This is a genomic window from Frondihabitans peucedani (genome assembly GCF_039537585.1).
Lineage (GTDB): Bacteria > Actinomycetota > Actinomycetes > Actinomycetales > Microbacteriaceae > Frondihabitans > Frondihabitans peucedani.
In genome coordinates, this window is sequence record NZ_BAABAU010000001.1 from 539,241 (window position 1) to 561,909 (window position 22,669).

Genomic DNA, 22,669 nt, shown 5'->3' on the forward strand with positions numbered 1-22,669 from the left:
GACGGCAGGGGAAGGGACCGGACAGGGTCATCGCACGACCGCGAAGTCCCACGGGTCGGTCCGGAGATCGGAGAGGGTGACCTCGACGTCGGGCAGGAGCTGCCGGAGCTGCGCCGCGGCCGTGTCGAGCCAGAGCCACTCGCTCGCCCAGTGCGACACGTCGACGAGAGCCGGCCCCCGCCCCAGGAGCATGAGCTCGCGGGCGTCGGACGCCGGGTGGTGGCGGAGATCGCTGGTGATGTAGACGTCGGCGCGTCGGACGGCGTCGTTCGACAGCAGCGAGTCTCCGGCGCCGGCGCAGAGGGCGACCGTCTCGACGACTCGCTCGTGGTCGCCGGCGACGCGGACTCCACCAGCGGTCGGCGGGAGGATGTCGGTGAGGAGCCGGGCGAGAGCCATCAGGGTCAGGGGCTCGGCGAAGCGACCCGTGATCCCGAGCCCGGTGGCGGCGCCGGGCCCGGCCGGCTCGAGCGGCACCTGGTCGACGAGCCCGAGCTGGTGCGCGAGCACGCGCGAGGTGCCGGTCTCGACGGCGTCGGCGTTGGTGTGGGCCGCGAGGAGGCTCACTCCCCCGCGGATCAGGCGCGCGATGAGAGCGCCCTTGGTGGTCGACTCGGCCACGGTCGTGGTGCCGCGGAGGAGCAGCGGGTGGTGCACGAGGAGCAGGTCGGCACCGATGTCGAGCGCCTCGTCGGCGGTCTCGAGGACGGCGTCGACGGCGAGGTGCACATGGCCGATCGTGGCCGCAGGATCACCGATCACGAGCCCGGGGGCATCCCACGACGCGGCGCCCGAGACGGGCCAGAGCTGTTCGACGGCGAGGCCGACCGCTTCGAGAGTGGACACGCTCCCAGCTTAGTCGGCGGGCTGATCCTGCTCGGTGTTCGCGGTCCGGGCTGAGGAGGACAGGCGGTCGCCGATCGCCACGACCACGAGGGCCAGGACGAATGCGCCGACGAGGGCCGCCACGATCGAGAGCTCGACGTGCGCGCCGCGGGTCGCGACCAGCCCGCTCAGGAAGCCCTGCCACCCGAATCCGGGGGCGGTCGTGCTGACGAGTCCTTCGCCGACAACGGTCCCGACGACGAGGCCGCCCACGAAGACCCCGGAGCGCCAGGCACTCGGGAGCCCGGACGCAGGGGTGCCGGTCGGGAGCAGGCGGCTGACGCCGAACCGCGCGACGACCGCACCGAGGAAGGACGCGGCCAGGGCGGCGGCCGCGGCGAACCCGGCGGTGAGGGCGAGGGACGCACCGGTCGGCGCCAGCACCAGCGAGACGACGACCAGGGTCAGCGCGAGTGCTGCCGCGGCGACGACGAGGACGGGGCTGACGGCCGACCGGGCGGCCGTCGTGGAGACCGGTGCGTCGTCGGCGCGCTCGAGGAGTTCCTCGTCGGCCAGGCGGGCACGCTCGGCGTGCGGGTTGGCGGCGGGTTCGGGGGCCGTCCCTGTCGGGATGACCGGTGCTGAGTCGTGGGCGTCAGCGGAGACGATGCGCTCGGGCACCAGAGCCTCGCCGGCAGGCGCCGAGGTGGTGGCCACGATCGACGGACCGGTCTGGACGGGGATGACGCCGGTGAAGTGGAGGCGGGTGCGCTCGAGCTCGTCGAGAGCGTCTTCCGTGCCGATGCGCCGGATCTCCGCCTCCCAGGCGGCGAAGCGGGCGGCCTCGGCAGCGCGGAGCTGCATCTGCGCCTGCAGGATGCCGATCAGGTCGACCGTGGCGGTGTCGTCGGTGTGGCGGTCGACGAGCGGCACGAGGTCCTCGTCGTCGAGGGAGCCGCGCAGCGGAGGGCGCGGGAACCCGCGGTCGACGTCGTCGTCGTCGTCGTCCTGCAGCACCGCTTCGAGCGCGGCGGCGGGGTCGAGCGGGGCGACGACCTCGACGACCGGGGGCGCGGACTCGTCGGCGCTCACGCTCACCGGCGCAGGATCCGCCGGGAGCGCCTCGGGCAGAGACAGACCTCCGGCCGGTGTGAATGTCGAGCGGCGGAGGGGGTGCTCTCTCTCGTCCACGAAGGCCGTCACCGTCCCCATCGTCCTCGAATCCAGCTGATCGGTCATGCCGGAATGATATGCGCTCATATCCGTGTATTCGTCAGGCGCGCCGGTGCTGCTCCCGCGCGTGTCGCGCCCCGATCGGAGCCGAGCTCGCGCCAGACGGAGAAGAGGGGCGGCCGATCACCGGCCGCCCCTCTGGTGAGGTGAGAGTAGGGGTCTCACGGGCAGTGGTTCGGCACCCTCCGCGAGGGGGTTGGGTGGCGGCGGGACCCCAGACCGGGTGCGACCCGATCGGGGTGCGCGGGCGGAGCGCCGCTCACCGGGCCCGCGCGACCCGCCCCTCGTCCCACACCGGCTCCGGCGCCTCATAGACCGTGCCGTCGCTTCCGAAGACCACGAACCGGTCGAACGAGCGGGCGAACCAGCGGTCGTGCGTGACCGCGATCACGGTGCCCTCGAACCTCTCGAGCGCCTCCTCCAGGGCCTCCGCCGACACGATGTCGAGGTTGTCGGTGGGCTCGTCGAGGAGGAGGAGGGTCGCGCCGCCGAGCTCCAGCAGCAGGATCTGCAGGCACGCCTGCTGTCCGCCGCTCAGCGACTCGAACACCTGCTCGGCCGACTCGACGAGGCCGTAGCGGTCGAGGGCGCGGCTCGCGGCCTCGCGCCCGAGGCCCGCCCGCTCCTCGTCGCCCGCGTGCAGGATCTCGAGCAGCGTGCGTCCGATCATGTCCGGGTGCTCGTGGGCCTGTGCGAACCACCCCGGCACCACTCGGGCCCCCAGGATCGCGCGCCCGGTGTGGGCGACCCCGTCGAGCCCGCGGCCGACGGCGGTCAGGTGCCCCTCTCTCGGCTCGGGGTCGGTGCCGCCCTTCGCCAGCAGCCGCAGGAAGTGCGACTTCCCCGACCCGTTCGAGCCGAGCACGGCGATCCGCTCGCCGAACCAGAGCTCGGCGTCGAAGGGCGCCATGAGTCCGGTGAGCTCCAGCCGCTCGCAGACGACCGCTCTCTTGCCGGTGCGGGAGCCCCGCAGACGGATGGCGAGATCCTGCTCTCTCGGACGCTCTTCCGGCGGACCCGCCTGCTCGAACTTCGACAGTCTCGTGACGGCGGCCTGGTAGCGCGAGGCCATGGAGTCGTTGTTCGCGGCCTTGATCTTGAGGTTCCGCACGAGGGTCTGGAGCTTCTCGTGCTGCTCGTCCCACCTCCGGCGGAGCTCGTCGAGGCGGTCCATCCGGTCGGCCCGCGCCTGGTGGTAGGTGCCGAAGGTCGAGCCGTGGGTCCACGTCGTGTTGCCCGCCGCGCCGACCTCGACGGTGATGACGCGGTCGGCGACCCGGGCGAGGAGCTCGCGGTCGTGACTGACCAGCAGGACGGTCTTCGGCGAGGCCGCCAGGGCGTCTTCGAGCCACCGCTTGCCGGGCACGTCGAGGTAGTTGTCGGGCTCGTCGAGGAGCAGCACCTGCTCGGGCCCGCGGAGGAGCGCTTCGAGGACGAGCCGCTTCTGCTCGCCTCCGCTCAGGGTCGTGACCTCCCGGTACCGCGCCCGCTCGAACGGGACGCCGAGGGCCCGGATCGTGCAGGTGTCCCAGAGGGTCTCCTGCTCGTAGCCGCCGGCGTCGGCGTAGTCGCCGAGCGCGGTGGCGTAGGCCATCTGAGTGTCGTGCTCGTCGCGCTCGATCAGGGCGTCCTCCGCCTGGACCAGCGCTCGAGCCGCAGAGCGCACCGCGGGCGGCGCGACCGAGATCAGGAGATCGTGGACGGTGGTGTCGTCGCGGACGTGACCGACGAACTGGTCCATGACGCCGAGGCCGCCGTCGATCGCCACCACTCCCCCGTCGGGCGCGATCTCGCCTCGGATGAGGCGGAGGAGGGTCGACTTGCCGACCCCGTTCGCGCCGATCAGGACCGCCTTCGACCCCTCGCCGACGCGGAACGAGACCTCGTCGAGGAGCGGTCTCCCGTCGGCGAGGGAGTACGAGACTCTCGCGACGTCGATGTAGCCCATTGTGTTCTCCCAGTCGGCGGGTCGACGGCTCTCCGTCGACGCCGCCCCGAGGGCAGCCGACCAGACTAGCGGCGCCCGGGCCGCTCCCGCCACCGCGGTGGCTCGCCCCGTTCGGGGTGTGGTGCGTCGGCCGGGCCTCCGGCAGTCTTCGGGCAGTCCCGGCGATGCGCGTCGTGGCGCGTAGGGAGATCGATGTCAGCCACCGGTGCACTCCGAGGACACACGATCGGGAGGCGGGCCGTCGCGGTCCTCTCCGCTGTCACCGCCGCGGCAGTGATCGCCGCGGCATCCCTCGCTCTCGGCGCGGCTCCCGCGCGGGCCGACACGACAGGGAACACCGACGTCGTCGTCGCCAGCATCCGCATCCGCCCGATCGACCCGGTGGTCGCGGGCTCGCAGTTCACGTTCACGGTCGACGGGCTCGACTCGTCGGGCGCCGTCGTCGCCGACGTCACCGACGACCTGACCGAGCTCGACCTCCTCCAGCCCGGCAGCACCGAGCCGATCGTGTTCCCGAGCTACGCGGTCCACAGCGCCCTGTACGGCACCTACGTCGGCACGAACACCCTCACCGTTCACGACGGCGACCTGGTCTCGGACCCCCTCGACTTCGAGGTCGTCGCCGGGCCGCCGGCGAGCCTCTCGTGGACGAACACGACATCGTCCTTCGAGTCCGGCACCTCCTTCGCCTTCGACACCCGCGCTTACGACGCACAGAACGACCCGCTCCCGAGCGACGGCGCCGTCGTCACGTCGACCGACCCGTCCGATTCGGTCGACGGCACCTCGGTGACCTTCGGCGACCCCGGGACACGGACCATCACGGTCACGCTCGGCGACGCCACGCTGAGCCGCGACGTGGAGGTCACGCCCGCCCCCGTGGTCCTGCCCGCCGTCCTCTCGTTCATCGACCCGCCGGCGCTCCCGATCGAGGCGGGCTCACCCTGGCAGTACCTCGTGCGCGCAACCCAGGGCGACGAACCGGTGCCGACCGACGCGCCCTTGTTCACGGTCACCTCGCCGGACGGCGACGCACTGGCGCCGAAGTACCTCGTCGTCGGCCCGGACGGCGACATCACCATCAAGAGGGCGGGCTCCTGGCTGGTCACCGCCACGAGCGGCGACCTCACCGCCAGCACGCCCGTCACGATCACCGCGTCGTTCCCCTACCGCCTCTCCGGAGTCCCGACGCAATTGCAGGCGGGCGCCTTCCGGGCGGTCCTCGGCGCCGTCGACATCTACGGCAACGCCGTGCAGCTGAACTCCGAGACCGACATCGGCGACGAGGACGGCACGGAGTACTCCTTCGCAGCGGGCACGTCGACCCTCACGGGCACGATCAGGACGGCCGGGAAGCATCGGCTGATCCTGCGCCCGGACGGTGTCGAGCTCGACTACCGGCCGACGGTCACCGTCACCCTTGGAGCACCCTCGTCGCTCTCCTTCGTCTCGCCCGCCCTCTCGGTCACGGCCGCAGGCTCCGCCACCTACTCCATCCAGGGTGTCGACGCCTACAGCAACAGAGGAGCGGTGACGGCGAAGCTCACGAGCAGCAACCCTCTCGACACGGTCTCGGGCACCACCGTGACGTTCGGCAGGATCGCTGGGACCCGCACCCTCACGGCGACCTCCGGCTCCCTCTCCAAGAAGCTCGCGGTCGCGGTCGTCGCCGGAAAGACGGTCGCGCTGAAGATCGTGCCGGCCGCGTCGTCGTGGGAGGCGGGCACGTCGCTGGCATTCACCCTGACCGGCACCGACGCCTACGGCAACGCGACCCGGATGGACCAGGCCTCGGTCGACTCCTCCGGGTCGGGTGACGGCGTCGACACGAGTCGCGTCCAAGGCACCGTGGGTGCAGGTTCTGTGTCGGGCAGGTACGCGGGCCGGCGGACCCTCACCGCGACCCTCGGCGCCGTCCACGCCAGCGTCGTCGTCTCGGTCGCCCCGTCGCGGGTCGCAACGTCGTCGATCTCGGGCCCGGCCCTCGGCACCCTCGCCATCGCAGGGCAGAAGGTCACCTTCGTGCTGAACGCGTACGACCGCTTCGGCAACCGGATCGACACCTCGGCCGCGCGCTTCTCGTCGTCGACCGCCGGCGACGTCTTCGTCGGCCACACGGTGCAGTTCCTCACGCCGACCGATCACGTGAAGGGGCAGAGGCGCACGACGATCTCGTCGGTCTTCACCTGGCGCGGTGCGACGACGCAGACGACCTTCGCGAACCTGATCATCGCCAACGACAACGCCGCCCTCGGCATGGCCGCTCCGAAGACGGCCTCCGCGGGCAAGCCGTTCACCGTGACCGTGACGATCGGGAAGGGCACCAGCGGCTACCAGCCGACGGGCTCGCTCCGCCTCGCGTACGACTCCAAGACGGTCACCGTCGCCCTCGGCAGCGCCTCCAGCTACCGGATCACCGTGCCGGGGCTCTCGAAGGGCACGCACACCCTCCGTGCCACCTACCTCCCGACCGGCTACGTCTACCCCGGGAACACGACGCCGACGGCGACCGTCAGCGTCGGCTGAGGCCCGGTCGGGCGTACGGTCGGCGCTCGTCGGGCCCACGGTCGGGACCTTCTCGGGGCCCGGACCGGGCGCCCCGGCACGGCGCGGACAGCAGGATCGTCGTGGTCGAGGGCCCGGAGCGACTACCGTTTGACTATGAGCACCGACACCGAGACCCCGACCGAGGCTGATTCCGCCCCGGCCACGACGACCTTCGCCGACCTGGGGTTGAGCGACGCCGTCCTGAAGGCCGTGCGCGACATCGGCTACGAAGTGCCCTCCGCGATCCAGGCGGCCACCATCCCCACGCTGCTCGCGGGGCGCGACGTCGTCGGCCTCGCGCAGACCGGCACCGGCAAGACCGCCGCGTTCGCGCTGCCGATCCTGTCGCGCCTCGACGCGTCCGCGAAGAAGCCGCAGGCGCTCGTCCTCTCCCCGACCCGCGAGCTCGCCCTTCAGGTCTGCGAGGCGTTCGAGCAGTTCGCCTCCGGCATGCGCGGCGTCCACGTCCTGCCGATCTACGGCGGCCAGGCCTACGGCGTCCAGCTCTCGGCTCTCCGCCGCGGCGTGCACGTCGTCGTCGGCACCCCCGGCCGCATCATGGACCACCTCGCCAAGGGCACGCTCGACCTGTCCGAGCTGAAGTACCTCGTGCTCGACGAGGCCGACGAGATGCTCAAGATGGGCTTCGCGGAAGACGTCGAGACGATCCTCGCCGACACCCCCGACGACAAGCAGGTCGCGCTCTTCTCCGCGACGATGCCGCCCCAGATCCGCCGCATCTCGAAGCAGTACCTCAACGACGCCGAAGAGATCACGGTCAAGAACAAGACCACGACCTCCGCCAACACCACGCAGCGCTACCTGATGGTGTCGTACCCGCAGAAGGTCGACGCTCTCACGCGCATCCTCGAGGTCGAGAACTTCGAGGGCATGATCGTGTTCGTCCGCACCAAGAGCGAGACCGAGACGCTCGCCGAGAAGCTCCGCGCCCGCGGCTACTCGGCCGCCGCGATCTCGGGCGACGTCGCCCAGGCCCAGCGCGAGCGGACCGTCAACCAGCTGAAGTCGGGCAAGCTCGACATCCTGGTCGCCACCGACGTCGCCGCGCGCGGCCTCGACGTCGACCGCATCAGCCACGTCGTCAACTACGACATCCCGATCGACACCGAGTCGTACGTGCACCGCATCGGCCGCACCGGCCGCGCCGGACGGTCGGGTGCCGCGATCAGCTTCGTCACGCCGCGCGAGCGCCGCCTCCTCGGCGCGATCGAGAAGGCCACCCGCCAGCCGCTCACGCAGATGCAGCTCCCCTCGGTCGAAGACGTCAACGTCACCCGCCTCGCGCGGTTCGACGACGCGATCACCGAGGCGCTCTCGCAGCAGACGCGGATCGCGGCCTTCCGCGACATCGTCGGCCACTACGTCGAGCACCACGACGTGCCCGAGGCCGACGTCGCGGCCGCTCTCGCCGTCGTCGCCCAGGGCGACACGCCGCTGCTCCTCGACCCCGCCGACGAGCGCCCGGCGCGCCGTGAGCGTGGCCTCGACGACTCCGACCGGGCCCCGCGATCCTTCGACCGCGACGACCGGGGCGAGCGTCCCGAGCGCCGCCCGCGCACGACGAAGCCCATGTCGCCCTACCGCATCGAGGTCGGCCGCCGTCAGCGCGTCGAGCCCCGCCAGATCGTCGGCGCACTCGCCAACGAGGGCGGCCTGAGCCGCGAGGACTTCGGCGCCATCCAGATCCGGCCCGACTTCTCGATCGTCGAGCTGCCCGCCGACCTGTCGCCCTCGGTGCTCGACAAGCTGGTCGACACCAGGATCAGCGGCAAGCTCATCGAGATCCGGCCCGACCGCCGTGGCGGGCCTCGCCGTGACGACTCGAGGCGGGACGACTCCCGCCGCGACGACTCTCGCAGCGACGACTCGCGTCGCGACGACCGCGACGACCGGCCGAGCCGCAAGCCGCGCCACTAGCGTCCGCACGGGCGCCCCGAGCCAGACGACACCGCCCCGCCACCCTCTCCAGGGTGGCGGGGCGGTCGTGTCTCGACGGGTCAGGCGGCCGCCTGGGCGCGGGCGACGACCGCCTCACGCTCCCGGGCCTCGTCCTCGAGGGCGGCGGCGTACTCGGCGCTGCCCTGGCCGTGGCTGGCGCCGACGGCGCGACGGGCGGCTGTCGCGGCACGCAGGTCGGCGACGACTGACGCGATCGCGGCGGGCGTCGGGGTCGACGCTCCGGCCTCGGCCACCCAGCCGTAGGTGCCTCCGACGGAGAGCGGGCCGGGCACCGCCTCGGCCGCGCTCGAGCGGAAGTCGAACGTGGTCTCCTCGAACACCGACCGGGCCTCGGCCTTGTTCCGGCTCATCAGCCGGGTCGTCCGGTACTCCTCGGTGAGGGTCGCCGCAGCCGAGACCACGGCCTCGCCGCCGTCGATGACGACGTCGTAGGTGCCGGCCTTGATCGTGTAGCGGTCGTACCAGGCGGCGTCGTCGAGCGTGTCGTCGACGTACTCGAAGTCGTCGAGGATGGTCAGGTGGTGAGCGGATGCCATGGGGGTCCTCCTTCGGGCGCGAGCCGACCGCGGTTGCGGACTCGGAGGCCACCGTCCATCCTGGTGCCCACCACCGACACCGCGGGCCGCGACTGGCCGCAGCGTCGCGGGCGCGGGGCGCAGGGCGCGGGGCGCGGGGCGCGGGGCGCGGGGCGCAGCGTCGCGAAGGCGCGGGTCAGGGATCGAGGCCGGGGCGCGACCACAGGGCGTTGTCGTATCCCGGATCCCACGTGATCCTGCGCCAGCCCGCCTCTACGCCCGCAGGCCACGACTTTCGCGCGATGGCGAGGTCGGTCGTCGGCAGGGCGGCCGTCCCCGAGACGACGGGCACGACGCGGGGCGCCAGGAAGAACTCGTACGCGTTCCGGCTGATGACCGACGACCGGTTCGGCGCCAGCGGGTCGGGGGCCGTGACGAACGACACGCTCGCGCTGCCGAACCGGTCGACGGCGTGGGTGAGAGTGAAGGCGGAGGCGTAGCCGCCGTAGGCGGGCGCCACCGTCCGGGTCTGGGCGACCAGGCTCGACCCGAGCGCGAAGACGAGGGCGAGCGCGAGCATCACGGCGCGATGGCGCACGAGGAGACCGAGGGCGAGCACGGCCAGGAGGACTCCCCCGCCGATGAGCGCCGCCTGCACGAGCGGGAGCGCGGCGTCGTCGGCACCGAGCTGCCAGCCGTACTGCACGATGCCGAGGACGTTCATCGGGTTCCAGCCCGACGTCGTCTCGTCGGCGGTCGGGACCACGGCGTGCGCGAGGAGTCCGAACCCGGCCGTCACGACCGCGAAGGCGCCGACGGTGGCGATTCCGAGCCGGACGAAGCGCCGTCGCAGGCGGACAGGAGCCGCAGACCGTCCGGCCCCGAGGGCCCGGGGTGCGAGACGCACCAGCAGGACCATCCCGAAGAACGCGAGCAGATCGGTGGCGGGCTCGAGGTAGCGGCCGTAGACGAACAGGTCGAGCCGGTCGCGCTGGGCGACCGAGCGGCTGACGTACGTGATGCTGATCGCGGCGAGGCCGAGCGCCCACACCCCGAACCAGAGGGCCCAGCCCGGCCTCCTCGACCTGATCTCGGAAGCCGCCCTCAGGATCACGAAGACGACGCCGGGGATCGCGAGCCCGGCGGTCGCCACCACCAGGTACCAGACCTGCCCCGAGGTCCCGAGGGCCGTGGCCGCCGGGGCGCTTCCGAACAGCTTCGCGACCCCGTCGGCCTCGCGACCCGTGGAGCGGTAGACGACGACCTCCAGGTGCCGGTAGAGCGCGTACCCGAGCGCGGAGATGATCAGGGCGGACGCGAGGAGCGCTGATCCTGCGCGGAATCGGCGCTGGAGGAGCAGCAGGATCGCCCAGGCCACCGCCGCCACGACGATCCCCGCGACGCGGCCGTGCACGACGAACGCGAAGCCGGAGGCTGCTCCTGCGGCCAGGTACCAGCGGACCGTCTCCGCCCGGGCTGCGATCACGGCCAGCAGGACGGCCGATGCGACCACGAGCACGAGGAAGCTCTCGGCCAGAGCGAAGCCGGCCATCAGCGCGTGGGCGGGGAGCGCGACGACCACCGAGGCGGCAAGGACGGCGTGGGCGGTGCGGAGCCCGAGCCGGCGGCCGAGCGCGGCGAGCACCGGGATCGTCGCGAGCGAGCTCAGAGCCGACAGGATCACGGCTCCCCGGTAGAGGGCGAGCGGGTCGCGGAGGATCCACCACAGCGGCACCAGCACGAGCGACCAGCCCGGGTAGTACGAGTCGGCGTCGATGCGGAGGGCGGGGCCGCCGCCGATGGCGATCGTGTTGGCGAGGTAGCCGATCTCGTCGCCGAAGAAGACCGGCGAGGTCCGGGTCACTCCGAGCGTGACGAGGAGCGCGGTCGTCAGCGTGACGGCCGTGAGTGCGAGGACCCCGCTCAGAGTCGACGGCAGGCGCAGCCCCCTCGCGCGGAGGCCGGCTGCCGTCACGACGGGGCGGGCGAGGAGGGTCACGGGACGAACCCTAGTAGGTGCGGGTTGCGGTCACGGCGCTGTCGGTCGCTCCTGGCAGGATGCGGGTCGTGACCTCTCGTGCCGGATCCGACCGTGCTGCGCCTCCCCCTCAGCATCCTGCGGGCACGGTCGTGGTCTCGAAGAACCCGAAGACGTCGAAGACCGAGCAGGACGTCCGCGACCGACTGACAGCCGCGGGCCTGCAACTGCACCCGGGCCGGTCGGCGATCCAGTGCGGGTTCGACGAGGAGCGCCGCACCTGGCCGGTCCTGACGCCCGACTACCTCCTGCGCGAGAGCAGGGTCTGCGTCGAGTTCGACTCCGGCTACACCCACCGGGACGAGGAGGCGTCCGACCGCCGGCGCAACGCCCTCTTGAACGACGTCGGCTGGACCGTCGTCCGGCTGCGGACCGGCGGTCTCCCCGCCCTCGGCCCCTACGACGTCACGACCGACACGTCGTCGTTCACGGTCGGGGCGATCACCGCCCTCGTCGAGAGCATCGAGGACGCCGTGGCAGGACGCCCCGGGGTTCAGAGGCACATCGACAAGGCCCCGGCGCGGGTGCGGAAGAGGAGCCGACTCGGCTCCCTCGCCGCCGACAAGCATGTCGAGAATGCGGTCTACTCCTCCTGGACGCTCGACAGCGGCAGGGTCCTGAGGCTGACCGTGATGGCCGGCGGGCACTTCCTCGGAGCACCCGGAGGAGGCTGGCGGACTCCGGCGTTCGTGATCCGCCTGGGCCTCGACCGGCTCCCGCGCAGCAGCTGGCGGGGCAACCTGGAGGCACTCCTCGAGACGATGCCGGAGGAGAGCCTCGCCCCGACATCGAGGTTCCCGTGGGGCGACGACCTCTTCACCGGCGAGCACGCCGACGTCCAGGTGGAGTCGACCTTCAATGTCGGCGCCTCCGCGCACATCGGCTCGACGACTCTGCCCGCCGCGGACGGCTTCGACGACGACACCATGCACCTTCTCGGCGGCGGGCGTCTCGCCCTCCACCCGGAGGCTCGAGACGCCGGCTGGAGGTTCGCCGACGTCCGCCAGCTGGCCGGGAAGCACGGCCCGTTCCAGAAGTACCTGCTGCTGCGGGACGGACCGCGCGGCGGCCTGTGGGCGGGTGGGCCCGAGTAGTCGACTCCGCTTCGATCCGCTTCCCGGCAAGGGATTGCCCCGGGGTAGGACGACCTGTACAGTCGCGCATCCAGGGCTCACCCGAGGAGTCGCTTATGCGCCCGAGCGGCGCGGACGAGAAGGGGAACCATGAAGGCATCACGCACACGCACAGGAGTGACCGCGGTGCTCGCGGCACTCGTGCTCGCGGCGCTTCCGGCCCAGACGGCGCAGGCGACGCCGGGCCACTCGCGGGTCGCGGCGGTGTCGGCCGTCGCGGCGGCCCCGGGCAGCATCAGCGTGCAGCTCGTCGACATCGCAGGCGATCCCCTGGCTCTGGCCGGAGCGACCGCCAGCGTCTACGTCTCCTCGCCCGACGACCCCGGCTTCCGGAGGGCCGCCACCGACAGCTCTGGTCACGCTGTGATCTCCGACCTGCCGGCGACGCCGTACTACGACCTCACGATCGACCCCCCGAAGGCAGGATCGGCCACGTACGCACCGACGCGCATCGACAGCGTCGGGGTCGCGGCCGGCGTCAGCACGGTCGTCTCGGCGACGCTCGCGCGCGGCGCCACCGTGACAGGCAGGCTCACCGGCCCGACCGGAGCACCGCTCGCGGGCACGAAGGTCACCATCGAGGGCATGACCTACGTCTTCCCGGAGGTCGAGACCACCACCGATGCGACGGGGCGCTACACCTTCGTCGGTCTCGCCTCCGACGTCTACGAGCTCTTCACCGGAGACCAGATCTTCCGCACCAGCCTCTCGTGGATGACTCGCGCGCACGCCGAGCGGCCGGGCGTCGACCCGAGCCGCGTCACCCTCTCCACGCGCCTCGTCCACACGGCGTACGACATCGGAATCGGTGTAGACCCATCGGCAGACGGAGAGGCCACCGTCGGCGCGACCGTCACCCTGACGAACGTCTCGACCGGCGCGACCTTCACGCAGCGCACGGGAGGGGTGGCCGGGGTGCTGCAGCCGGTGAAGTTCGCTGTTCCGACGGGCGACTACACGATCAGCGTCCGCACGGTGGCGACTGCCGCCACGCCCAGCCGCACCTGGTGGTACACGGGCCAGCGGACGAAGATGACGGCGGACGCCGGATCGGCCCTGCGGAAGCACATCGACTTCTCGAGCGTGATCGGCATCTACGCGAAGGTGCCGTGAGCTCGAGCTCGCTGACGACTGGGACGTCCAGCTGAAGTCTGTCAAGACGTGGCCGTAGCTGCCGACCCACCGTCGAAGCAGGGCGCGCCCCCTGCTTACCCAGAGGGGGCGCGCTGGCGTGCACCGACGTGGAATCAGACACGCAGGCACGGCAGGATCAGGAACCTCCCGCCGACAGTGTGGATGGTCAACACCGCCTCCACGCGCACGGTGACGGGTGCGTTCTCAGAAACGACTAAGACGGCGGTGCGGCGGCGCCCTCGTGGCAGCGTCGCACTCGCTCCGCGGCCCTCGCCGCGACCGGACTCCACCTGCAAGATCAGGGTGACTACGACGGGTTGCGCCTGTGGGGTGCAGACTCCACTCATGACACGTGGGTCCTGGCTGCTCCTCGCCGGCGTCGGGATCATCGTGACCGCGTTCGGCGGCGCCCTGGTCGGGGGCGGTCAGATCCTCGTCGGGACAGTCCTCACGATCCTGGGGGCGCCGACGTTCGGTCTCGCCGTCGGCCGGTACCGGCGGAAGGGTCCGCCGCTCACGTGACTCGGACGGCGCTGGAGCCTGCGGCCCCTCGGCAGCCACTGGATCGACGATGCATCCCGGGCGCGGGACTGCTGTTGGTTCGCTCCCCGGCAACGACGACCGGGTTGCCGCCATGGTCCAGGGAGGGGGTTCTGTTTCTCCCGATGTCGACGATCGTTACGACGTGCGGCCCCAGCATCTCCTGGACCCCGTCTCGCGTCCGCTGGTCGTCGAGCCGTCACGTGCCGGAGTCTCAATCAGCACGGCGGCTCTTTTCTCATGGGCGCTGCCAAGTACTCCAGGGCGCTCTACCTCCAGCAAGTCGAGAGGCGTCAGCGTTGCCAGGATCGCCAGGCGCCGCCGCTCACATTCCCCTTCCCGTGATCGCTTCGGTGGCGCGGCTGACGCCGGGCGATTAGCGGGCCTGAGCGTGCACGTTCACCGTGCGGGTTAAACGCCCGTCGCTGTCGGGACGACCTTTTTCGGTGACACGGAAGGGCGCGCCGTGAGCTTTGGTCCACTTCGAGCACCGAGCTTATGGGTGGCTCACGTTATGTCGAGAGAGATGCTGATCCGGGCAGTTGTTTCATCTGCGGGGGTGGCCTCGTCGCTGGCGGGCTCGTCGCGGCAGGAATCGCCATCGCCGCTATCGGTCTCGTAGCCGCCATTGTTGGTGCACTCGGTTTCGGGATCTTCGGATCGGCGAAATGGCCTCGCTGCAGAACCTGATGTGGCCACCAGAGCGATGGGGGTTCCTCCTACGGACTTAGTTCTGGCGTCAAGTGAAAGCCTGTGGTTGGCTCAAATCATGTCGAGGAACATCCCAATTCGGGCCGCTGCGCTGTCCGCTGGAATCGGCCTCGTGGTTGGTGGTCTGGTCATTGCACTGCTAGGTCATCTGGCGGTTTCCATGGGTTCGTGGACTAGCGGTCTTGTGGCTGCCGGCTTAGCCATCTCCGCTGTCGGCCTTATTGCCGCCATCGTTGGAGCTCTCGGCTTCGCGATGTTCGGATCGGCGAAGAACCCCCGCGATCAGACCTGAAACGGAACGTTCAGGGCACGCTGAGGGTTCCGAAACCGGGTGCTATCTGCCGCTGCGACTCGTCGCCTCTGCTAAGGCATCTGCGAACGATTTGCCGTCGTTGGCATGGCCGGTGAAGGTCGTCCTGGCTCCGTCGATCATGAGAGTCATTCGTACCCAATTGGGCCGCCCACTCCGTTTGTCCAGACGGACCTCTCGAGAGACGACCTCGACCGAACTGAGAGGCGATGTCACGGGCACTTTGCCCCGAAAGACCCGGTAGTGCTTACGCGTGAGGACATCACTTGAGAGCTTCAGCTCGTCCACTCCATTGAAGCCCCACCAGGGTCCTGGAGAAAACCGTGCGGCGATCTCAAAGTCAGTCACGATCCCGAGGCTAGCGTTTCAGCGCTCCGCTGGGGCCAAGTTGGACCGTCACCCTGCGGCCGCAATTCCTTCACACAACGAGCACGATTGACGTTCCCCCTCGGGCATGGTGGCGATTGGCTCCTCGACGTACGGTGGTCGAATAACGGCTACGCGTAGCGCCTTGGCATCAGCGGGTAAATGGCATGATGACCTCGTGACTCAAACGGGTGCGGCCGGTGCAAGAGACCGCGTAGGGACAGCCCTGTTCTTCATCGGGGCCGGTGTCATCGCGCTGACGGTCGTGGCCGCCCTTGTGTCAGCCGTCATGGTCTTCGTCGGTGCAGCCGGAGGCCTCGGCATTAGCGTTGTCGCCGTGGACGTCTATGAGTTCGAGGCGGCGAGCATGTACCTCGGCGCTATGGTCATGGTCGGCGGGCTTGCCCACGCCAGGAGGTTCGCACGCCGGGCCGAGTCGGCCGCTGGTGAGTGAGAGTACTGAAGGTCATGAGGGGAAGCCGAGGCTTGTCCAGATGAGGACGAGGCCGTACCCGCGCCAGCGCATCGGTGGTGCCATCAGTTCCCGGTCCAGGCCGCGGCTGTGATGGGTCTCTCACCGCCGCCGAACCCTTGAATGGTCAGTCGGTAGCTGCCCGGTGTACGGAGGTACTACGCGAGAGCGAAAGCGTTCTGCGTGCTGATCCCACCGGCTTGAGGGCTGATTTCCAAGCTGCCGCAGGATGACTGGACCGCCCACAGCACCCGGCCTCTGTCGGTGTGCTCGAGGCTGCTGATAGATGTGACGTCGCAGGTTTCGGTGGAGCGTGCATCAAACCACGCGAAGGAGTGGACGGCGACGAAGGTGAGGGCGCCGAAGAAGAGAACCCCTCCAGCGATGACGGCGACGATGGCGAACCGCTGCTTCCGACTCATCCCGGTTCCCATGTCACCGGTGTTGCCTGTGCTCGTCACGCTGCATCTTGTCGGCTGTCAAGGCGTCCGCGGTAGGGGCATTTTGAAGGGCCAGCGGATGCGGCAATCACTGCCGGTGGGTTCAGCGGGGCACGAGGACGGGTGCGCGGGCGGCGGGGATGAGGGCGTCCATGTCTGTTTCGATGAGGGGGACGCCGCCTCGTTGTGGGGTGGTGAGGTTGGCCTCTGAGACCGTTCAGAACCGGGGGGGGGCCGCTGCGTGTCGGAACTGCTCCTAGCGTCTCCTGCGGTGGTTGGCCCGGGCGAGCAGAATGGCGGCGCCCCAGATGAGGCAGAGCGCGAGAAGTCCCAGTGGGACGACCGCGATGACTGGCGTTCCCGCCTCGAATGACAGTTGACCGAAGGTGACGGCCGCCCCGGTGAGAAGACCCGGCAGGGCGAGGATCGCATAGTCCACTCTTTGGATGTGGGCGCGGTCTCGTCGCGCAGGCAGACTCCCGGGCGACGGCCGCCGGGGTGCAGGCGCCACCGCCGCTTCGATCTGGGGTCGGCCGGTGGCGTCTCCGTCATCGGCCTCTCGGGCGAGCCGGACGAGAGCGTCGAAGACCCCGCGGCCCGTTTCGAGTACGGCTTCCGGAACCGGGCCAGCTATCCCCAGGACCAGACCGTTCGTAGCAGCCACGACTACCTCGACACCACCGGCACCATGATCGACGAAACGGAAACGGGTTGTCTCAGCCCTCGTCGCGAAATTGGTCCTCCGCCCGACGAGCGCTTCCTCCGGCAGTACTTCAATGAGAATCGCCCCCGGGACCGCTCTGACCGCAGCCCTCATCAACTCGTCGATACTGCCCATCGGCACGTCGAGCGTCGCCTTCATCACGTCCTCTTCATAACAGATTCCGTCGGGCGGCTACGAAGGTCGCGTGCCAGGCGGGCGCATGAATTCATACACGAGTGCGAGCACCGACGGGACGCCGACACCATTCCGCTGCCCCCGGGCGTGCAGCCGACCAGCCCGACACAGACGCCGTCCCCGACCAGCACTTCCTCCGGTGGGCCCTACCGGGCTCGAACCGATGACATCCACGGTGTAAACGTGGCGCTCTACCAACTGAGCTAAAGGCCCGCTTCCCGACGACCGCGATCGCGATCACAGGAGCGTCCTGCCAGCGTACCGAACCTCACGCTCCGGACGCGACGCCGACCTGCCAGGAGACACCGAAGCGGTCGGCGATCCAGGCGTAGCGGTCGTTGAAGGGGTAGCTGCCGAGCTCCATGAAGACCTGCCCGTCGGCCGAGAGCGCCTCCACGACGCGGTCGACGTCCTCCGGGGTCGAGCAGTCGACGGCGAAGGAGATGGCGGGAGTGAAGGTGAACTCGTGGACGGGCGGCGAGTCGATCACGCGGAAGCGGGCCCCGCCGATCCTGAACGAGGCGAATGCGATCGTGCCGTCGTCGGCGTTCACCTGCGACTCGACAGCGGTGTCGCCGAAGACGCCGGCATAGAGGTCGAGGGCGGCGGCGGCGTCACCGGTGAACATCAGCTGCGGCTCGACGGCTCGCGGCACGACCCGGGGCTGAGTATCGTCGGTCATGCGCCGAGGCTACCCGCGGCGGGCGACCTCCGACAGGTCGAATGGACCCTAGACGGCGACCGGTGCCAGAGCGTCGAGGGCTGCGCGGTAGTCGGCCAGCTCGCGGGCCTGGCCGGGAGCCGTGACGAACTGCTGGCGGATGATGCCCGCCTGGTCGATCACGAAGGTGGCCCGGTTGGCGAAGCCCTTGTGGTCGAGGAACACGCCGTACTCCTTGGCGACCTCGCCGTGCGGCCAGAAGTCGGCCAGGAGGTTGAACTCGTAGCCCTCGGTCTCGGCGAACGAGCGCAGGGTCGCCTTCGAGTCGACGGAGATGCCGAGCAACTCGACGCGGTGGTCGCGGAACATGCCGATGTTGTCGCGCAGGGTGCAGAGCTCGGAGGTGCAGGTGCTCGAGAACGCGAGGGGGAAGAAGACGAGAGCGACCGGCTTGACGCCCCGGTAGTCGGCGAGGCGGACGTGCTCCCCGAACTGGTTCGGGAGCTCGAAGTCGGGAGCCTGGATGTCGTTCTCCAGAGCCATCTCTGCACGGTCCTTCCCCGTCTCCCGATCGGGGCGACGAGTGTCGTCTGGGGCGACCCGGTCCGGCCGCGGCACGATCGGCAATGTTACGCCTGGGCACGCCGAATGCAAGCGCATGGATCGGGGTCCGCTGAGAAGGGCTGTCGGTCGGTGTCACTAGAGTGGAGGGCGTCGGGCTCGACCCGTCCCCACCCCCGGACGAAGACGTGCTCGACATGACTGTGTCCCCAGACGCTGCGTCCATTCACGGCGCGGAACGTCTTCTTACGAAACGAACGAGGTCAAGGGTGTCGGTACACGATCAGGATCCGTATTCGGTCGACGATTTCGATCGGGATCCCGAAGAGACGGCCGAGTGGAAGGAGTCGCTCGACGGCCTGGTCGCGACTCACGGTCACGAGCGTGCTCGCGAGATCATGCTCGGTCTGCTCTCGCGCTCGCGTGAGCTCCACGTCAACGTCCCGATGGTCCCGACGACGGACTACATCAACACGATCGCCCCCGAGAACGAGCCCGCGTTCCCCGGCGACGAGGACATGGAGCGCCGATACCGCAAGTGGATCCGCTGGAACGCGGCCATCACGGTTCACCGCGCCCAGCGGCCCGGCATCTCGGTCGGCGGCCACATCTCCACCTACGCCTCGTCCGCCGCTCTCTACGAGGTCGGCTACAACCACTTCTTCCGCGGGCAGAACGCCCCGGGCGGCGGCGACCAGATCTTCTTCCAGGGCCACGCCTCCCCCGGCATGTACGCCCGGTCGTACCTCGAGGGCCGTCTCGACGAGCACGCGCTCGACGGATTCCGCCAAGAGAAGTCGCACGGCGCCGACGGCCTCTCGTCGTATCCGCACCCGCGACTCATGCCCGAGTACTGGCAGTTCCCCACAGTCTCGATGGGTCTCGGGCCGATCAACGCGATCTACCAGGCGCAGCTGGCGAAGTACCTCACCAACCGCGGTATCAAAGACGCGTCCGACCAGCAGGTCTGGGCGTTCCTCGGCGACGGGGAGCTCGACGAGGTCGAGAGCCGCGGCCAGCTCCAGGTGGCGGCCAACGACGGCCTCGACAACCTGAACTTCGTCATCAACTGCAACCTGCAGCGCCTCGACGGCCCGGTCCGCGGCAACGGCAAGATCATCCAGGAGCTCGAGAGCTTCTTCCGCGGCGCCGGCTGGAACGTCATCAAGGTCGTCTGGGGCCGCGAATGGGACGACCTGCTCGCCCGCGACACCGAGGGCGCGCTGCTGAACCTCATGAACACCACGCCGGACGGCGACTTCCAGACGTACAAGGCCGAGTCGGGTGCGTACGTCCGCGAGAACTTCTTCGGGCGCGACCCGCGGGCTCTCGAGCTCGTCAGCGGCTACAGCGACGAGGACGTCTGGAACCTCAAGCGCGGCGGCCACGACTACCGCAAGGTCTACGCGGCCTACAAGGCGGCCAGCGAGCACAAGGGCCAGCCCACGGTGATCCTGGCGAAGACGGTCAAGGGCTACGGCCTCGGCCCGACCTTCGAGGGCCGCAACGCGACCCACCAGATGAAGAAGCTCACGCTCGACAACCTCAAGAAGTTCCGCGACGAGATGAGCATCCCCATCACCGACGCGACGCTCGAAGAGAACCCGTACCTGCCGCCGTACTACCACCCCGGTCAGGACGACGAGGCGATCGAGTACCTCCAGGAGCGCCGCCGCGAGCTCGGCGGATTCATCCCCGAGCGCCGCACGAAGCACACAGCCCTCTCGCTGCCCGACGACTCGGCCTACGCCATCGCCAAGAAGGGCTCCGGCAAGCAGGAGGCGGCCACCACCATGGCCTTCGCCCGCCTGCTGAAAGACCTCCTCCGCGCACCCGACTTCGGTCACCGCATCGTCCCGATCATCCCCGACGAGGCGCGCACGTTCGGGATGGACAGCTACTTCCCGACGTCGAAGATCTACAACCCCAACGGCCAGCACTACACCTCCGTCGACCGCGAGCAGCTGCTGGCGTACAAGGAGTCGCCGCAGGGCCAGATCATCCACGTCGGCATCAACGAGGCCGGCGCGTTCGCGGCCTTCACGGCGACAGGCACCAGCTACTCGACCCAGGGCGAGCCGCTCATCCCGGTCTACGTCTTCTACTCGATGTTCGGGTTCCAGCGCACCGGCGACGCCATGTGGGCGGCGGGCGACCAGATGGCCCGCGGCTTCGTCATCGGCGCCACCGCCGGCCGGACCACGCTGACCGGCGAGGGCCTCCAGCACGCCGACGGCCACTCCCCCCTGCTCGCCTCGACCAACCCCGCCGTCGTCAGCTACGACCCCGCCTACGGGTACGAGATCGGCCACATCGTGCGCGCCGGGCTGACCCGCATGTACGGCACCGACGACGAGGGCAACGCGGTCCACCCCGACCCCAACGTCATGTACTACCTCACGGTGTACAACGAGCCGATGCAGCAGCCGGCCGAGCCGGAGGGGCTCGACGTCGACGGCGTCGTGCGCGGCATCTACAAGCTCAAGGCGGCCGAGAACCTGGGCCCGCGCGCTCAGCTCCTCGCCTCCGGCGTGGGTGTGCCGTGGGCGCTCGAGGCGCAGCAGCTCCTCGCCGACGACTGGAACGTCGCCGCCGACGTCTGGAGCGTCACGTCCTGGACCGAGCTGCGCCGCGACGGCCTCGACGCCGACGCGCACAACTATCTCAACCCCGACGCCGAGCCCCGCGTGCCGTACGTCACGCAGAAGCTCGAGGGGGCCGAGGGTCCGGTCGTCGCCGTGTCCGACTTCATGCACGCCGTCCAAGACCAGATCCGCCAGTTCGTGCCCGGCGACTACAACACGCTCGGCGCAGACGGCTTCGGGTTCTCCGACACGCGGCCCGCAGCCCGTCGGTTCTTCAAGATCGACGGTCCGTCGATGGTCGTCCGCACCCTCCAGGCGCTCGCCAAGCGCGGCGAGGTCGACCGGAGCGTGGTCCAGCAGGCCATCGACCGCTACCAGCTCCACGACGTGACGGCCGGCACCTCGGGGTCGGCCGGCGGCGAGAGCTGACCCGGGCGTGAGCGCTTCGCGCCAGCAGGATCCGGCGGCGAAGCAGAAGACGCTGGCCTGGCTCCGAACGGTGTCGGGCGAGTTCGCGACCGCCACGATCAAGAAGCTCGACGAGACGCTGCCCTGGTACGGCTCCATGCCGCCGGGGCGGCGCTCGGCGGTCGGGCTCGTGGCGCAGGCGGGCATCACCTCGTTCATCAGCTGGTTCGACGACCCGAGGTCGACGCCCTGGATCGCCGCCGACGTCTTCGGTGCGGCTCCCCGCGAGCTGCTCCGGAGCGTCAGCCTCCAGCAGACCCTGCAGCTGATCCGCGTCACCTGCGAGGTCGTCGAAGACCGGGTGAAAGACGGCGACAGCTACCTCCGCGAGGCGATCCTGCTCTACTCGCGCGAGATCGCGTTCGCCGCGGCCGACGTCTACGCCCGGGCCGCCGAGGCCCGAGGCCTCTGGGACGCCCGCCTCGAGGCTCTCGTCGTCGACTCGATCCTGTCCGGCGAGTACGACGACGAACTCCCGAGCAGGATCGCGGCGCTCGGCTGGCACGGGCACGGCGAGGTCTCCGTCCTGGTCGGCACCGCTCCCCGCATGCTCGATGTCGACGTGCTGCGCCGCACGGCCCGTCACCTCGACGCCGACGTCCTGATCGGCGTGCAGGGCTCCCGCCTCGTCCTCGTCATCGGACGAGCCGACGACGAGCGCGACGAGACCGACACCGCGACGCACGCCCGGCCGAGCTTCACCGACATCGCAGCAGCCCTCGAGCCGGGCTTCGGCGACGGCCCCCTGGTGCTCGGCCACGAGGTGCCCGGGCTCGTCGACGCGTCCGGCAGCGCGAAGGCGGCGCTGGCCGGCTTCGCCGTCGCCCGCGCCTGGCGGAACGCCCCGCGGCCCGCCCTCGCCGACGACCTCCTGCCCGAGCGCGCCCTCGCCGGCGACCCGGTCGCCCGCGCGACCCTCGTCAATCGCATCTACCGCCCTCTCAAGGCCCACTCGTCCGAGCTCTTGACGACCCTCTGGTGCTACCTCGACAACGGCCGATCGCTCGAGGCCACGGCCCGCGAGCTGTTCGTGCACCCGAACACGGTGCGGTACCGCCTGAAGCGCGTCACCGACGTCATCGGGTGGGACGCGACCGGGGCGCGAGAGGCCCTCATCCTGCAGTCGGCCCTGATCCTGGGCTCGATCTCCGACCCCGACGCTCCGTCAGGCCGACCGAAGAGCCACGTGCAGCCCGACGCGACGAAGCGCGCTGCGGCAGCCCCGAGGCTCGTCGCCGCGCCCCGGCCGAAGAAGCACGGCCCGACCTCATGAGCGACCCCTACAACGGTTTCGTCGATTCTTG

The 22,669-nt window shown here is 70.2% G+C and carries 18 protein-coding genes and 1 tRNA gene; 9 read left to right on the top strand and 10 right to left on the bottom strand.

From position 1 onward, the window contains the following. Positions 1 to 27: 27 nt before the first annotated feature. The 3 genes from ABD733_RS02540 to ABD733_RS02550 all read right to left on the bottom strand — a co-directional run bounded on the left by ABD733_RS02540 (position 28) and on the right by ABD733_RS02550 (position 4,006). On the bottom strand, positions 28 to 846 hold the full coding sequence (locus ABD733_RS02540) for a Nif3-like dinuclear metal center hexameric protein (protein ID WP_344793466.1): 819 nt from the start codon (positions 844 to 846) through the stop codon (positions 28 to 30). Between the two features lie 9 nt (positions 847 to 855). After that, complete coding sequence (locus ABD733_RS02545; RefSeq protein WP_344793467.1) at positions 856 to 2,064, bottom strand: hypothetical protein; 1,209 nt, start codon at positions 2,062 to 2,064, stop codon at positions 856 to 858. A 253-nt stretch (positions 2,065 to 2,317) separates the two neighbouring features. Further along, positions 2,318 to 4,006 carry an ABC-F family ATP-binding cassette domain-containing protein gene (locus tag ABD733_RS02550; protein ID WP_344793468.1) on the bottom strand — a complete coding sequence of 563 codons (1,689 nt, stop codon included), beginning with the start codon at positions 4,004 to 4,006 and terminating at the stop codon, positions 2,318 to 2,320. Between the two features lie 192 nt (positions 4,007 to 4,198). Between ABD733_RS02550 and ABD733_RS02555 the strand changes: the two genes are divergently transcribed. Continuing rightward, on the top strand, positions 4,199 to 6,532 hold the full coding sequence (locus tag ABD733_RS02555) for an Ig-like domain-containing protein (protein WP_344793469.1): 2,334 nt from the start codon (positions 4,199 to 4,201) through the stop codon (positions 6,530 to 6,532). Between the two features lie 135 nt (positions 6,533 to 6,667). After that, the gene (locus tag ABD733_RS02560; RefSeq protein ID WP_344793470.1) at positions 6,668 to 8,491 is read left to right on the top strand and encodes a DEAD/DEAH box helicase; all 1,824 of its coding nucleotides are present in this window, start codon (positions 6,668 to 6,670) and stop codon (positions 8,489 to 8,491) included. 80 nt (positions 8,492 to 8,571) lie between these two features. Here ABD733_RS02560 and ABD733_RS02565 read toward each other — a convergent pair whose 3' ends face one another. After that, the gene (locus ABD733_RS02565) at positions 8,572 to 9,069 is read right to left on the bottom strand and encodes a hypothetical protein (RefSeq protein ID WP_344793471.1); all 498 of its coding nucleotides are present in this window, start codon (positions 9,067 to 9,069) and stop codon (positions 8,572 to 8,574) included. A 175-nt stretch (positions 9,070 to 9,244) separates the two neighbouring features. Then, positions 9,245 to 11,047 (bottom strand): phospholipid carrier-dependent glycosyltransferase, encoded by a 1,803-nt coding sequence (locus ABD733_RS02570; protein ID WP_344793472.1) that lies wholly within the window; start codon positions 11,045 to 11,047, stop codon positions 9,245 to 9,247. A gap of 68 nt (positions 11,048 to 11,115) precedes the next feature. Between ABD733_RS02570 and ABD733_RS02575 the strand changes: the two genes are divergently transcribed. From ABD733_RS02575 to ABD733_RS02595, 5 genes are all read left to right on the top strand, one after another. After that, a complete protein-coding gene (locus ABD733_RS02575) occupies positions 11,116 to 12,180 on the top strand; it encodes a DUF559 domain-containing protein (RefSeq protein ID WP_344793473.1) in 1,065 nt (354 codons plus the stop codon). A 129-nt stretch (positions 12,181 to 12,309) separates the two neighbouring features. Beyond that, on the top strand, positions 12,310 to 13,332 hold the full coding sequence (locus ABD733_RS02580; RefSeq protein ID WP_344793474.1) for a carboxypeptidase regulatory-like domain-containing protein: 1,023 nt from the start codon (positions 12,310 to 12,312) through the stop codon (positions 13,330 to 13,332). 366 nt (positions 13,333 to 13,698) lie between these two features. Further along, the gene (locus ABD733_RS02585; protein ID WP_344793475.1) at positions 13,699 to 13,875 is read left to right on the top strand and encodes a hypothetical protein; all 177 of its coding nucleotides are present in this window, start codon (positions 13,699 to 13,701) and stop codon (positions 13,873 to 13,875) included. Positions 13,876 to 14,662: 787 nt separating this feature from the next. Then, entirely contained in the window at positions 14,663 to 14,896 is a 234-nt protein-coding gene (locus ABD733_RS02590) for a hypothetical protein (protein ID WP_344793476.1), read from the top strand. Between the two features lie 562 nt (positions 14,897 to 15,458). Continuing rightward, on the top strand, positions 15,459 to 15,734 hold the full coding sequence (locus ABD733_RS02595) for a hypothetical protein (protein ID WP_344793477.1): 276 nt from the start codon (positions 15,459 to 15,461) through the stop codon (positions 15,732 to 15,734). Between the two features lie 176 nt (positions 15,735 to 15,910). Here ABD733_RS02595 and ABD733_RS02600 read toward each other — a convergent pair whose 3' ends face one another. From ABD733_RS02600 to ABD733_RS02620, 5 genes are all read right to left on the bottom strand, one after another. Further along, on the bottom strand, positions 15,911 to 16,213 hold the full coding sequence (locus ABD733_RS02600) for a hypothetical protein (protein ID WP_344793478.1): 303 nt from the start codon (positions 16,211 to 16,213) through the stop codon (positions 15,911 to 15,913). Positions 16,214 to 16,448: 235 nt separating this feature from the next. Continuing rightward, positions 16,449 to 17,054, bottom strand: coding sequence for a hypothetical protein (locus tag ABD733_RS02605; protein ID WP_344793479.1), 606 nt, complete (start codon positions 17,052 to 17,054; stop codon positions 16,449 to 16,451). Between the two features lie 176 nt (positions 17,055 to 17,230). Continuing rightward, positions 17,231 to 17,303: transfer RNA gene (locus ABD733_RS02610), tRNA-Val, on the bottom strand. A gap of 55 nt (positions 17,304 to 17,358) precedes the next feature. Continuing rightward, positions 17,359 to 17,772 carry a VOC family protein gene (locus ABD733_RS02615; RefSeq protein ID WP_344793480.1) on the bottom strand — a complete coding sequence of 138 codons (414 nt, stop codon included), beginning with the start codon at positions 17,770 to 17,772 and terminating at the stop codon, positions 17,359 to 17,361. A gap of 48 nt (positions 17,773 to 17,820) precedes the next feature. Then, positions 17,821 to 18,294 carry a peroxiredoxin gene (locus ABD733_RS02620; protein WP_344793481.1) on the bottom strand — a complete coding sequence of 158 codons (474 nt, stop codon included), beginning with the start codon at positions 18,292 to 18,294 and terminating at the stop codon, positions 17,821 to 17,823. Positions 18,295 to 18,581: 287 nt separating this feature from the next. Here ABD733_RS02620 and aceE point away from each other — a divergent pair, with 287 nt between their 5' ends. Next, positions 18,582 to 21,326 carry a pyruvate dehydrogenase (acetyl-transferring), homodimeric type gene (gene aceE, locus ABD733_RS02625; RefSeq protein WP_344793482.1) on the top strand — a complete coding sequence of 915 codons (2,745 nt, stop codon included), beginning with the start codon at positions 18,582 to 18,584 and terminating at the stop codon, positions 21,324 to 21,326. A gap of 7 nt (positions 21,327 to 21,333) precedes the next feature. Next, on the top strand, positions 21,334 to 22,638 hold the full coding sequence (locus ABD733_RS02630; protein WP_344793483.1) for a PucR family transcriptional regulator: 1,305 nt from the start codon (positions 21,334 to 21,336) through the stop codon (positions 22,636 to 22,638). Positions 22,639 to 22,669 lie beyond the last annotated feature (31 nt).